Raw genomic sequence first — 13,889 nt, forward strand, 5'->3', positions numbered from 1 at the left:
CTATTTATGTGGCACCAGGCGGGAGAGGACTTTAACTCCTAAGATTTGTGGACACTATTCCATTGGCTCAGAAATGGGGGACTCTTTCTGAACTGAGCGATGGGGATAGTGGCGATAGGTAGCTTGATGAGTGCATGGATATGGGCGTTGAGGGTGTCCGACGCGTTACTCCCGACAACTTTTTCACGTGATCCCAAATGGAATCGAATGGTAAGTTCATTTTCCACGCATACTGGAAGGGAGAATCGACAATATGATGACAACTGCCCGCGCTTCATTGTCAAATGATGTAGGGGTTGGTATGATGAGAATGTTCATTAAGAGGTAGGATCGGAAATTCTACATAGAGGAGGTCAATATACATGGAAAATCAAGTCACTTACGAAACCGTTTCGAAAGGCTCGTCCCAAGAGTCCGTTGGAAACGATTCTATACAAGCCAGCCTTACCCAAGGTGCGGCAGAACCTGTGACCCTGAAAGAATTTTATCGCCTGGTGAAGCCGGGTATTATTTATTCGAATCTTATGACGGCTTTTGCTGGTTATTGGTTAGCGGCTAAGTGGGATGTGGACTGGATTCATCTCATTATGACGATGCTGGGCACGGCACTGGTGATGGCTGGAGGTACGGTACTTAATAATTATCTGGACCGTGAGATGGATGCGAAGATGGAGCGTACGCAGAATAGAGCACTTCCAAGTGGAAGACTAAGCGCGAATTTCGTGCTCTGGTACGGTATTATTTTAGGCACAATCGGTTTAGGTGTTCTGTACTTTGGAGCCCAGTCACCTTTAGCAACGTTGATCGGTTTACTTGGATTGTTCTTATATGTTTGGCTCTATACGGCTTGGTTCAAAAGGACTTCTGTCTGGAGCACGTTCGTTGGCGCGTTTTCAGGTGCGACGCCACCTGTTATCGGATATTGCGCAGTTAGCGGGACGGTTGATTTAGGAGCGATTCTGATCTTCCTCTTCTTATTTCTGTGGCAGCCACCGCATTTCTGGGCACTTGGCATTCGTCGTATGGAAGAGTACCGTGCTGCGGGTTTTCCACTTTTGCCGGTAGTCAAAGGGACGTTCGTTACGAAAATCAGTATGGTACGCTACGTGGTTCTATTAGTACCGGTTACTGTTATGCTAACGGCTTACGGATATGTTGGAACGATCTTCTTGATCGTATCTACGATTCTAGGGTTAACGTGGGTTTTCATGAGCGTCAAAGGGTTCAAAGCAAATGGGGAAGCGGAAATTGTATGGGCTAAGCGTATGTTCTTGTTCTCCCTTCTCTATTTAACGCTGTTATCGATCTTGATGGTCATTGATACAACAGCGAAAATCTAGTTCGTCTGGGGGACAAAAACGATGGGGACGTTTTTCGAGAAAAACTGGTTTAAGCTAGCGCTGGGTGCGATTTTAATTGCGATGATCGCCTCATTTGCTTATAAATTGTGGGCGAACGGCAGTAAGCCGGATGAAAGACTTACAGCTATGAAGGCAGCGCCTGCGTTTACACTTCAGGATCTAGATGGTAAAACCGTTACCTCCCAAGATATGGAAGGTAAAGTGCGGCTTGTTTATTTCTTCTTCTCTTATTGCCCGGATGTGTGTCTGCCGACAAGCGCCATACTTTCAAGGGTACAAGATGAATTGAAAGAGAAGAATTTATTAGGTAACAAAGCTGAAATCTTATCTATTACCGTAGATCCGACGAGAGATACACCTGAGGTGTTGAAAGCATTCGGAAATCGCTTCGAATCGAAGCCGATACCAGGCGGATGGACGTTCCTTCGGGGAGAGGAAGCGAAAGTTCATAAGCTTGCTGAGGAGTTCGGAATCATGGTAATCAAAGAGAAGGATGGCAATTTCTCGCATTCCAATGCGATTTTGCTAGTGGATCCGAAAGGTCAGCTGCGAAATTACTATGATGCAAGCAATCCAGAGCTGGATGCAGAACATATCGTCAAGGATGTCGTGACGCTTTCTAAAGGGAAATAATTTGCAAATCGTTATTCATAAGCAGGGTTGGGCGCAGGGTAGATAATATACGCGTCCAGTCCTGCTTTTTCTAATTGCTGGATGATATATTCTTCAGGCGTTCCTTCTACACCAGCATAGCCTTTACGTGTGTAAATCTGTTCCGCGTCTGGAAACGTATCGCGCAGTAAATAACGGATTTTTTTGCCGGATGCATCATTATCGGTGAAAATATAAACGGGCAGATCACCCACTTTTTTTCGCAATGCATCTAGGGTTATTGAACTGGGCGTTCCGAACGTGCAATGGATGCTGACGGTATCGTCAACCACGCGTTTTAAACGGCTTTTATCATTTTTCCCCTCAACAATAATGGCAATGGACATGGGCTCACTTTCACTCCTCTTTAGAGTAGTATACCCCGTTTGGAGCAGTGATCCAAGTCTCTCGAAGCTGCGTTATTTCCTGGGAAATGACAAGGATTTACAGCGTGTGACACATGAAAAAAGGCTTGAGGACATCAAGCCTTTCCATGAAGCCTTATTTATGAAGTAATGACAGGTGATTTGAACGTACGAAGCGGCAATAGAGAAAGAGCTAACATGAGAATGAAGAACGCGATGAAGTACGAGGAAATATGATCGCGAAGCTGACCCGCCATCATGGGGCCGATAAAGGCGCCAACTGAATACGAAATCGATAACAAAGAGAAGACACGCCCATATCGAGAGCTGCTGGTTATACTGGCAAGCAACGCTGCAAGCGCCGGATAAATAACGCCTTTCGCCATTCCGATGATGAAGAGGGACACCGTAAGTGGAATCGGCCACTGGACAGCTAATCCGAAGAAAACGACGGCAAGCCCGATACTGCCGACTATGGTCCGAAGGAAGGGGGATATTTTATTCAAAAACCAAAAAGAGATACTAAGCAGTGCACCTAAGCTGACTAGCGTGAAAAAGACGCCAGAAGTAAGGATGGACTCTCGTGCGGACTTCATTAGAGGAAGCTCAAAGAACAATATTCCCTGGGAGCAAGAGAGTGCCATGGGAATTAAAAAGAAAAGCCAGGGGATAGAAACAATGTTTGAAATATCATTGCCGTCCTGTGAGAGATTATGGCCGTGAGGGTCTAGGATGGCGGTGGAGCTCCCTTGCTTCCCTTTATGGGCGAGTAGTTCCTTCTCCTTGACGCCGAAGATCGCAAGAACGCCTGTAATAATAAGGATCCAGCCCAGCACGGAAAAGGCGGTGGTAAAACCGATTTTGGCCACTAGAATAGCCCCTGCCGCAGGAGAAACAACAGATGCAAGGGTGTGAACGAGGCCATTGCCTGCCATGAGTTTGCTTTGATGGATGCGATCTCGCGCTATTCGTGCAAGTAAGGAAAGACAAGCTGGCGATAAGAAGGCAAGGACAAAACCGCTGATGGAACGAATGTAAAGCAGATGCCAGGGATCTTTGACGTTCGATTGAAATAATAAGATAATCCCTGCTACAATTAAACTTAAGACGATGAACATCTTGCTGCCGTATTTGTCCACACCGAACCCTGCGATCAGATTGCCAGGTAGATGCGTAAGCGAGTATACGCCCATAATGAGCCCTATGAATGAGGGAGCAGCTCCCAGTGATAAGGCGAAAGGGGATAAAATGGGGTATTGCGCGTGTAAATCAAAGAACGCAACAAACATAAATAAATACAACCATATGGCTGTTCGCACGGTCTCACCACCTCGATCAATTAGTCTTGTCTTCTTAAGTTTTACGCCGCTCGTCCCACGGATATGACCTTTCGGGGCAAATGACACAATTTCTTAGGTAGGAGGAAGCATGGACCCTATTGTTTTTATACTTTTGGCCGCAGTCGGCATCTTCCTTATTTTTCGTTTAAGACAATCCTTTCGCAGAACAGGAAAAAGCATCGATAAAACCAAAGAATTTGAACAGAAGCTAGCAGAGTTAAGGAAAAAAAGAGATGAAGATTAAGGAGTCCATGTAGTATGATAGGAAGGGACTTTTGGATAATGAGGAGGGGTTAGAGATGGATCAGTGGATTTCGTTTGCACAGGATCGTTGGTATTTAATTGTAGGGGCTATTATTGTTCTTTTTATCGTGATTGGGATTGTCAAAACCGTAGTAAAATGGGTAGTAGTCCTTGCCATTGTAGGAGCACTTATTGTTTATGGAGCTAACTATAAGGATAAAATAAAGGATATTGGGGCAAGTGTTGTAACCCAAGTCAGCGATGATATCAAGGATAAAGCGGTGAGTGCTTTGACATCTGAGGCCAAAGAAGCCAAATTTAAGGCCAATGCAGATGGTTCCTTTTTGATAACAACAAAAAGCTTGAAAGTAGAAGGAAAGACAGGATCGGACGAGGTTCAGGTCACCTTTCTCGGAAAAACATTTAAAATGCATGGGAATTCCGCTGTGAATGCTTTTATTGAGCAAGCAAAGAAAAATGCCTAGCGAGCAGCTGGAGTAGCCTACCAAAGGAAGGTGAGCACGCATGACGGATAACTCGTGGTTTTCAACCTCTTCAATTAATCTCATATCCATCTTGATTGTGCTCACGATTGCAGCTTCAGTGCTGCAAGGCTTCTTTCGTGGGGGATCCGGTTCCGCAAAGCATTTCGTCGCTATGCTGGTGGAGGCCGTGCTTGCCATCGTATCCATGTTTATTGCGTGGAAAGGTGTGCAGCTGGTATCACCATGGATTCAGACGTGGTTGAGAGGACAGGATTTGCAAATTCCGCCGGTTGAACTGAGCACGCTTAAACAAGCGTACTATACCGTCATTACTAGCCTGAGGGATTTTCCATTGCTTCGTTTCGGAGTTTTATTTATCCTTGGGTATGTCATTATCAAACAAATATTGAATCACTTGGTTGATGTTTGGCTTGGGCGTTGGTTGGCAGAACGGTATGCCACGACTAATCAGAGCCAATCCATTCTGAGTTCCGTTTCGGGCGGAGCGATTGGTTCCATTGCTGGATTTGTCAGAGCACTCATGCTAATCGCTATTTTATTCATCTATGTCTCCCTGTTCCCGCACTCGATGGTTACCCCTTATATTGAATCCTCGCAAATGTATCAAAAAGGTGCTAAAGAAGTCATTTCACCATTCACGGGTGATTTTATTGCAGAGAAGGCACCTGTTTTCACCCGTGCGGTAGAGCAGGAATTCACGAATATATTACAGCGTAAATATGAAGTGCTCGATGCGAAAATCCCAGGCAATATTGCAGATGCCGCCAAAGAAATTACGGCGAACGCGAAGACGGATGAAGAGAAGGCCAAGCTGCTGTACAGCTGGGTGGGAACCAGGGTCCAATATGATTGGAACAAAGTGAAATTATACGAAGAACAGCGGATTTGGAAGGAGCAATCGCCGGAAGACACGTTCAATACCAAAGAGGGCGTTTGTATTGATTATTCTAGGTTATACGCACAAATGGCGAGATCCATTGGACTCGATGTCAAGGTTGTCACGGGTCTAGGGTATGATGGACAAGGAGGATATGGTCCTCACGCTTGGAATGAAGTGTATCTTAAGGAAACCAATAAGTGGGTGCCTCTGGATTCTACTTGGGTTGCAAGCGGAGCGAATTGGTTCAATCCGCCGAATTTTGATCAAACCCATGTGAGGGACGTTTAGAGGAGAAGATATGCGAAAAGAATTAACGTCATACAAGATGATATACTTAGATGCGGGCGACACGTTAGTAACCATTCCTGCAGCACAAACGATTCTAAAGCAGTACTTGCAATTGCGCTCCGTTGACCGAGATGAAGCTCATATTCATGAACTTTTTACTGAGGCATTTCGTCTATTTTATTATGTTGAGAAAAAAGATAACTTCGTGGTGTGCACTCCAGAGTCAGATCGTGAATTCTGGGTTAACCTATATCACTATGTGCTGAATAAGCTAGGTGTTCATGAGGAATGGACAGAAGAAGAGATTTTCAACTGCTGTCACGAGTTATATGACATTTACACAGCACCTGAGTATTATGATTTGTTTGATGATGTGAAGCCATTTCTAGAAGATCTGCGAGCACGAGGCTTCAGAATCGGTATTATTTCTAATTTTGCTCCCACGCTGAAAGCCATTCTGGCGGACAAAGGGGTATTGCATTATTTTGACCCAGTACTCGTATCCACAGAAGTTGGCTTGGAGAAACCTGACCCGGCTATTTTTCGGCTCGCTTTACAGATTGCTGGCGTTGAGGCAGAGGATGTGCTGTATGTCGGGGATCATGAGACGAATGATATTTGGGCCCCTAATCAAGTAGGAATTGATGCTGTTCGTATCATTCGGTACCCTTATCACACGGGAGATGGGATCCATTCCCTGCTCGAACTGATTCAGGAGCCAGCCGGCGATTTAAGAGCTAAGTGAGAAAACCTCTATCGGTGCAAATTCAAGATGAGCGACCGCGTTAAGATGTAAGTTTTATCGCCAATAGGAAAGCAGTTTTCGGGGAACGAAAACATATTAGTTCCTATGTGGAGAGAAAGGATATGAACCGCATGAAATCATCCATAATGGATGATCCGAAGAAAAAAGAAATCACAAAAAAACGGCACTTTTCGTTTCGGATCAATATATTTTTCTTCGTTACCTTTTTATTGTTTTCCGTGCTAATCGTGAGGTTAGCGATTCTTCAATTTGTTCAAGCCAAGGATCTGAAGGCTGCAGAGAATACCAATACGAATCAAACCAACAAGATCGCCCCGATTCGCGGCAATATTTATGATTCAACGAAATCCCCGCTGGCGTATACGATTCCCGTACAGTCCTTATTTTTCCGTATTGAACCAGGTCAGCAGGATAAGGATGCCATTATTAATTTAGCGCATCGTCTCAAAACCGATGTTTTTGACAAATTTGCCAAGCCGAATACAGTCAGTCCGACCCCTGAAGAGATTGTCCTTGCGATGGATTTAGGTTACGACATTAATAAGAATAAAGTGAAAGATCCGAGCTACTACTATGTGCCACGCCGTATTAAGGCGGATTTATCCAATGGCGAAATTGCTTATTTACTCGAGCACCGCGATGAATTCAAGTGGTTGGAAGTGACGGAAGAAAGTATCCGTACCTACGAGATGGACGATGACAACAAGACGACAATTGCCACGCAATTGGTCGGGTATACGAATGCCTTTTCGACCCAAACAGCGAAAGAAATCTATAAGGATAATCCGAATAGTGAAGAATATTTAAGCAACGAGAATGTCGGTTTCGATGGCATCGAGCGGATGTATCAGGATGAGCTGCGCGGCAGGAATGGCAGTAAGAAATATCCGGTAAATGCCGCGATGAAAATCATTGGAAGAGCAGAAGTCACAGCCCCAATTAAGGGAAATAATCTGTACCTGTCCATCAACAAGGACATTCAGAAGACGACGGAGAAATTCATCCAGGATCATATTCAATATTTACGTGATCCCTCTCATGCCAATGATCTCTATATGAAAACGGGAATGAAAGCTTCTTCTGGCTTCGCGGTTGCCATGGAAGTGGATACGGGGCGTATCGTCACCATGGCTAACTATCCGGACTATGATGCCAATGTGTGGACGGGTGGTATTTCGCCAAGTATTTATAAGGAGATCAGCACCTATATTTCCAATGGTACGATTATGACGGCGAAATCAAGGTTTCCGGATGAGAAAGAAAATGCGAAGCATCCTTCCTCCATCGTTTTCATGGGTTCTACGATTAAGCCATTATCGGTGTTAATTGGTTTGAAGGAAAAGTTCTTTACAGCGGGGCAGACGTATTATGATTCTGGTTCATTCAGCTTCGGTAAGGATGGGAATAGTACCATCTCAAACTCAGGCAAAACCGCATATGGCTCCTTAAATGCAGCGGGAGCGATCGAGCACTCCTCGAATACGTATATGTCTGCAATGGTTGGAATCCCTTTCTGGAGCAAGTATGGAAGAGAGAATTCTAAAGTAACGGCCAAATGGGCTGAGTATCTTGCGAAATTCGGTATGGGTGTGAAAACAGGAAGCGGGTTGCCAGGCGAATTCGCAGGCTCCAATGACTTTATTAAAAATGCCGAGAAAGACAGTTATCAATCGGCGATGGTGTACGCATCTTGGGGTCAGAATGAGAAAACGACAACGCTGCAGCTTGCGCAATACACAGCAACACTGGCCAGTCGTGGTAAACGGATGAAGCCCTTGTTTGTCGATGAAATTAGAGATTTTCAAGGTGAATTAGTGAAAAAGGTTGAGCCAGAGGTTCTGGAGGATTTCTCGAAGGAGTTCGCTCAAGCCGATTGGAATACCATTATTCATGGCATGAAAAGTGGCGCCGAAGGCATCGAAGAGCTGCCGTTTAATGTCGCTCGTAAGACAGGTACTTCGACACAGGTAGTCGCTGGCGGATCTGTTGAGAATGCGGTGCTTATCGCTTTCGCTCCCGTCGAGAATCCGAAGTTGGCTGTTGCGGTCGTTGTGCCTGAAGGTGGATTCGGACGATACGGGGCATCCCCGATTGCTGCGAAAATCTTCCAAGCGTATGACGCGGCGAATGATGGTATTTTAACGAAACTTGGCGGCGGAAAGAGGCCGTGGTAATGGAGGGAAAGAGCTTGCTGCGGCAAGCTCTTTTTTTATGTGCGATTAAGCACCAGAAATAAAATCCACAGCGAATCTTGTCCTATTTTTAGCTGGAATCACCAGTTACTAGACGGCAGCATATCCTATCTCAAGGGGGAGAAATCTTCTTCACCCTAAATGTTGCCTCAGGTAAACTTTTGTGCGCGAAGGAAAGGTGGTCGAACCTCATGAAAAAAAGCCGGTTATCTGCTTCTTTAAAACGACTTCTCATTTCCATCATTTTTCTATAGGATACTGTGATTCTCGTACACTCATGGTATTTCCAGAATGACGGGCTGATATGGTATACTAATATATCGGTTGTCTAAGAGAAAGAATGATGAGAGTACGGAGGAGTGAGTCTCACCATGTGTGGTATTGCGGGTGTAATGTATTTTGAAGATAGAGAACCAACTGAGGCGATGCTTCAGCAAATGACAGATTTGATTGTGCACCGAGGGCCAAATGATGTCGGCTTCTGGACAGAGAATCGGATTGGTTTGGGCTTTAGACGATTGTCCATTATCGATATCAAAGAGGGCCATCAGCCATTAACGAATGAAGATGAAACCGTGTGGATTATTTTCAACGGTGAAATTTATAACTACAAAGAATTACGCACGATGTTGAAGGAGCGCGGTCATATTTTCCGTACGCAGAGTGACACAGAGGTCATCGTCCATCTGTATGAAGAATTCGGCGAGGATTGCGTGAAGCACATGCGCGGGATGTTCGGTTTTGTCATCTGGGATCGTAAGAAAAAGCAGCTGTTCGGCGCGAGAGACCACTTCGGCATTAAGCCGTTTTACTATCATGTGAGTGACCGTCAATTTTTGTTCGGCTCCGAAATTAAGAGCTTGCTTGCGGCGGAAGGCATGAATCGGTTGATCCATACGGACAGCTTGCTGAATTATTTGACCTTTCAATATGTGCCCGAGCCGAATACCATGTTCGAAGGCATCTATAAGCTGCCGCCTGCGCATTCGGTTACAATCACTTTCGACGGCAAAATGACCCTACATAAGTATTGGGATCCGATGTTTGAACCGGAAGAGAAGCCATTCGATTATTATGTGGAGGAAATCCGTGAGGGGTTAAAAGAGTCCGTTAAGCTCCACATGGTCAGTGACGTGGAGCGCGGATGCTTCTTGTCGAGCGGGATCGACTCGACGGCAATTGCAACGCATATGCGGAATATTGAACCGATCCGCACGTTCTCTGTTGGCTTCGAAGGCGCCAACAACGAGACGCCGATTGCCGCTCAGACCGCTGCGACGCTCGGTACAGATCACTACGACAAAATCATCACGCAGGATGATTTCTTTGCAACCCTGCCGAAGGCGATCTGGCACCAGGACGAGCCTGTCGCCGATCCTTCGGCCATCGCGCTCTACCACGTGGCGCAGCTTGCGCGCGAGCACGTGACGGTTGTGCTGTCCGGCGAAGGCGCGGACGAGCTGTTCGGCGGCTACCGCATCTATCGCGAGCCGCAGTCGCTCAAGCCGCTGGATCAGCTGCCGCCATCGGTGAAGCGCATGCTGAACCGCTTCGCACGCATACTGCCAAGCGGAGTGAAGGGTCGCAACTATGTGTTGCGGGGGACGACTCCGCTGGAAGAACGCTTCCTCGGGAACGCCAAAATCTTCTCCGAGGATATGAAAGCGGAAGTGCTCCGTCTCGATAGCGAGATGCTGCGCGTCTACAAGAATCCTGTGCAAATTGCCGGCGATTACTATAACAAAACGAAGCATTTGGATCCGGTAAGCCGGATGCAATACATCGACATGAATTTGTGGATGCCTGGCGATATTTTGATGAAAGCGGACAAAATGACGATGGCGCACTCTCTAGAGCTGCGTGTTCCCTTCCTAGATAAAGAGCTGTTCGAAGTGGCTCGCCGCATTCCAGCGAAGTATCGTATTGCGAACGGCACAACGAAGTACATTTTCCGTAAAGCGATGGAAGGAATCATTCCAGATCCAATTCTGAACCGTCCGAAGCTGGGCTTCCCAGTACCACTCCGTGATTGGATGAAAGGCGCCATGGGCGATATGGTTATGGAGCAAATTAAATCCAGCGGGATCGAAGATTATATTAATATTGCAGCGGTGGAGAAAATGCTGCATAAGCATCGTATTGGTCAAGGCGATTATGCAAGACGCTTGTGGACCCTCTATATCTTTGCGCTATGGCACAAAACATTTATGGAAGAGCTGCCTAAGAAAGTACTTACTGCTTACTAGGTCGACAAGACAAATGACGGCATAGAGACAGGAGTTGACGAGTTGTGGGAAACTATAAATTAATCGCGCTCGACATGGATGGGACATTGTTGAACGAGGACAAACAAATATCTGCTGAGAATCAAGCGGCGATTCGCGAAGCCACTTCACAAGGGAAAGTCGTAATCATGTCCACGGGTCGCGGTGCCATAAGTGCAATGCCCTACATTAAAGAGCTGGGGCTTGCAACGCCCCTTGTTGTGGTAAACGGCAGTGAAGTATGGGCCTCGCCAGATAAGCTGTTGAAACGAACCCTAGTCCCCCTGGAAACCATACGCGAGTTGCATAAGCTTGCGGTGGATAATGACTGCTGGTGGTGGGCGTATTCGGTACAAGGTGTGTTCAACCGTGAAAGTGAAGGATTAGATATCGATCAGCATGAATGGCTTAAATTCGGCTACTTCACTGAGAATGCCGCAAAATTGCAACGAATTCGTGAGGTGGTGTCAAGCTGGGGGACACTTGAAATCACCAATTCGCATCCGTCTAACCTAGAGCTGAATCCGCTAGGCATTAGTAAAGCAACGGGTGTTGAAGCGGTGTGTGACCTTCTGGGTATCTCGATGTCCGAGGTTATTGCTATGGGAGACAGCGAGAACGATATCGCCATGATACGCGAAGCTGGTCTCGGAGTAGCCATGGGGAACGCGCAGGATGAAGTTAAGCGAATCGCTGATGTCACGACTGTAACCAACAATGAGCATGCTGTCGCAGAAGTCATTCGTACCTACATGCTCGCCTAATGAAAGTTAAGCTTCACATTCTCATTTGGATGGAGGAAGAGCGAGCATGATTACCTTAGGTTGGTTTGTCGTTATTCTTTTATTTGTCGTTGGCATGGTCGGTGCTGTGTATCCGATATTACCAGGCGTACTGGCCATTTATGCTGCTTTTTTCGTTTACGGTTGGCTGATCAGCTGGGAGCCCTTCGGCTTCTGGTTCTGGTTGATTCAAACCCTGGTTGTCATTATTATTATCGTGGCGGATTATGCGGTAAGTGCGTTAGGTGTTAAAAAGTTCGGTGGCTCCAAAGCGGCAGTCTGGGGCAGCACGATTGGACTGATTATTGGTCCGTTCGTGATCCCAGCATTTGGGATCATCTTGGGCCCATTCATTGGTGCTGTAGTGGGTGAATTAATTGCCGGATCATCTTGGCAAAATGCAGTACGTACAGGAATTGGGTCAGTGCTTGGTTTTTTTGCCAGCTCTGTGGTGAAAATCGTATTGCAGCTTGGCATGATTATCATTTTCTTCCTCTGGGTCTTTTGAGGTATAGAAGGTCGTACGAAAACTGTAAGAGAGAGAAGGAACGGACTTGACGAAGGTAACCAAAGATTCCCTTGTAAAAGGGACGCTCATTCTCACCGTGGCCGCGCTTGTAGCGCGGTTTCTCGGCGTTTTCCAGCGTATACCGCTGGTGCATCTGCTTCACGAGAAGGGAATGGGCAGTTATTCCATTGCTTTTAATCTATATTCGATTCTGCTCGTTATCGCAACAGCGGGTATTCCGAGTGCATTAAGTAAAATGGTTGCCGAGAAGAACGCGATCGGTCGACCGCAGGAAGCGCGAAGAATTTATCGGGCTGCGATTTGGTTCGCCGTCATTGCTGGGGTCGGAATGACGGTACTGTTGTATGTCTTCGCACCCATTTATGCGGAAAATATTTCGCACGGTGGACCCGATGCTACATTAGCGACAAGAGCGATCGCACCTGCGATGCTGTTCTTCCCGCTGATCGCCATCATGCGGGGTTACTTCCAAGGCAGACAGCATATGATGCCGAACGGGATTTCGCAAGTTGTGGAACAAATATTCCGATTGATCACGTCGATTGCTCTGGCATATTTTTTGCTCAATATCTCACTTGGCTGGGGTGTAGCAGGCGCTTCCTTTGGAGGTGTAGCTGGGGGTGTTGCCGCACTTGCCGTGATGTTGTATTATGCGCGGAAGCTCAAGCGAAATGATGCCCCGACCTGCTCTGCCGCAGCCGCTTCGCAAGCCGCGGCAGAGCAGGTCGGGGCAGCTCGGACAGCAGATCTACCTGTGGAAATGTTCAGATACCGGGATATTTATCGAAGCTTGCTGAAGCTTTCGATCCCAATCGTCGTTTTCTCAGTCACGGTTACGCTTGTGTACGCCATCGATACCTCGATGATTATCCCCTTGCTTGAAGATTCTATAGGTGCCATTGAAGCCCTAGGCTTAGTGGGGATTATCGGTGGGCGTGCACAATCGCTTGCGGGGATTCCTATTATTTTGGCCATCGCGTTGAGTCAATCAGTTGTGCCTATTATTTCGGCTGCTTATTCGCGGAAGGATTTGAAGCAGGTCGGACAGCAGACGACACGTGTGATGCAGCTAGCTATTCTTTCAGGTCTTCCTGCCGTACTCATGATCAGCATTGCAGCTAGACCGCTCGATTTCTTCCTATTTGGTCTTGAGGACTCCGCCTACGGAATTGCGCATGGACCTGCCATGATTTCCTTGCTGACAGCTGGTGCCATGTTCCAGATCGTGATGCAGACCTCAGGAGCGGTTCTCATGGGCATGGGGCGGATGAAGCCATTGATGGTCCATGTAGCTGTCGGCATCGCTATCAAGCTGCTTGGCAGCTTCGTGCTGGGGCAGTTGTTCGGCATCTATGGCATCATCATCTCAACGGGGCTATGCTTCATCGCCATGTCGTGGCTGAACTTACGTTCCCTTCGCAAGGAAATAGCGTTCACGATTCTAGGACGTCGCTTCGTCGGGCTCATTGTGACGATCCTTGTCATCAGCGTACTTGGCTTTGCAGCGGAATGGCTGACGCACACGTATGTGCTGCCAACTCCTTGGTTCCGCTTGAATCAAGGTATCCAAGCGGTGTTGATTTGCGGATTTACAGTGGCATTGTACCCGCTTATGCTCATGGTAACTCGCGTGGTGACGAAGGATGATGTGACAAGCTTTCCTTCACCTGTACAGAAGATCATTGCGAGAGTGAGTCGTGTGTTGAAACGTTCTTAGTAATA

Annotated in this window: 13 protein-coding genes; 11 read left to right on the forward strand and 2 right to left on the reverse strand. The window is 46.8% G+C overall.

The genetic code is table 11. From position 1 onward, the window contains the following. The first annotated feature begins 362 nt into the window (after nt 1-362). Both cyoE and AC58QO_RS23705 read left to right on the forward strand, forming a co-directional pair. On the forward strand, nt 363-1,340 hold the full coding sequence (gene cyoE, locus AC58QO_RS23700) for a heme o synthase (protein WP_497269843.1): 978 nt from the start codon (nt 363-365) through the stop codon (nt 1,338-1,340). A gap of 21 nt (nt 1,341-1,361) precedes the next feature. Further along, entirely contained in the window at nt 1,362-1,994 is a 633-nt protein-coding gene (locus tag AC58QO_RS23705) for an SCO family protein (RefSeq protein WP_497269845.1), read from the forward strand. Nucleotides 1,995-2,005: 11 nt separating this feature from the next. On the opposite strand, the gene AC58QO_RS23710 is transcribed toward AC58QO_RS23705, so the two are convergent. Continuing rightward, a complete protein-coding gene (locus tag AC58QO_RS23710) occupies nt 2,006-2,359 on the reverse strand; it encodes a toprim domain-containing protein (RefSeq protein WP_497269847.1) in 354 nt (117 codons plus the stop codon). A gap of 158 nt (nt 2,360-2,517) precedes the next feature. Then, a complete protein-coding gene (locus AC58QO_RS23715; RefSeq protein WP_497269849.1) occupies nt 2,518-3,696 on the reverse strand; it encodes an MFS transporter in 1,179 nt (392 codons plus the stop codon). A gap of 109 nt (nt 3,697-3,805) precedes the next feature. Here AC58QO_RS23715 and AC58QO_RS23720 point away from each other — a divergent pair, with 109 nt between their 5' ends. The 9 genes from AC58QO_RS23720 to AC58QO_RS23760 all read left to right on the forward strand — a co-directional run bounded on the left by AC58QO_RS23720 (nt 3,806) and on the right by AC58QO_RS23760 (nt 13,884). Then, the gene (locus tag AC58QO_RS23720) at nt 3,806-3,961 is read left to right on the forward strand and encodes a hypothetical protein (protein WP_497269851.1); all 156 of its coding nucleotides are present in this window, start codon (nt 3,806-3,808) and stop codon (nt 3,959-3,961) included. A 55-nt stretch (nt 3,962-4,016) separates the two neighbouring features. Beyond that, nucleotides 4,017-4,445 (forward strand): hypothetical protein, encoded by a 429-nt coding sequence (locus AC58QO_RS23725; RefSeq protein WP_497269853.1) that lies wholly within the window; start codon nt 4,017-4,019, stop codon nt 4,443-4,445. 40 nt (nt 4,446-4,485) lie between these two features. Further along, complete coding sequence (locus tag AC58QO_RS23730) at nt 4,486-5,634, forward strand: transglutaminase domain-containing protein (RefSeq protein WP_497269855.1); 1,149 nt, start codon at nt 4,486-4,488, stop codon at nt 5,632-5,634. A gap of 10 nt (nt 5,635-5,644) precedes the next feature. Beyond that, on the forward strand, nt 5,645-6,379 hold the full coding sequence (locus AC58QO_RS23735) for an HAD-IA family hydrolase (RefSeq protein ID WP_497269857.1): 735 nt from the start codon (nt 5,645-5,647) through the stop codon (nt 6,377-6,379). A gap of 131 nt (nt 6,380-6,510) precedes the next feature. Next, complete coding sequence (locus tag AC58QO_RS23740) at nt 6,511-8,574, forward strand: peptidoglycan D,D-transpeptidase FtsI family protein (protein ID WP_497269859.1); 2,064 nt, start codon at nt 6,511-6,513, stop codon at nt 8,572-8,574. A 389-nt stretch (nt 8,575-8,963) separates the two neighbouring features. After that, entirely contained in the window at nt 8,964-10,838 is a 1,875-nt protein-coding gene (asnB, locus tag AC58QO_RS23745; RefSeq protein ID WP_497269861.1) for an asparagine synthase (glutamine-hydrolyzing), read from the forward strand. Nucleotides 10,839-10,882: 44 nt separating this feature from the next. Further along, on the forward strand, nt 10,883-11,620 hold the full coding sequence (locus tag AC58QO_RS23750) for a Cof-type HAD-IIB family hydrolase (protein WP_497269863.1): 738 nt from the start codon (nt 10,883-10,885) through the stop codon (nt 11,618-11,620). Between the two features lie 46 nt (nt 11,621-11,666). After that, nucleotides 11,667-12,146, forward strand: a complete 480-nt coding sequence (locus AC58QO_RS23755) for a DUF456 domain-containing protein (RefSeq protein WP_497269864.1) — start codon at nt 11,667-11,669, stop codon at nt 12,144-12,146. A 46-nt stretch (nt 12,147-12,192) separates the two neighbouring features. Continuing rightward, nucleotides 12,193-13,884 carry a putative polysaccharide biosynthesis protein gene (locus tag AC58QO_RS23760; protein ID WP_497269865.1) on the forward strand — a complete coding sequence of 564 codons (1,692 nt, stop codon included), beginning with the start codon at nt 12,193-12,195 and terminating at the stop codon, nt 13,882-13,884. Nucleotides 13,885-13,889: the final 5 nt, after the last annotated feature.

The sequence above is a fragment of the Paenibacillus sp. J31R30 genome (genome assembly GCF_059692115.1).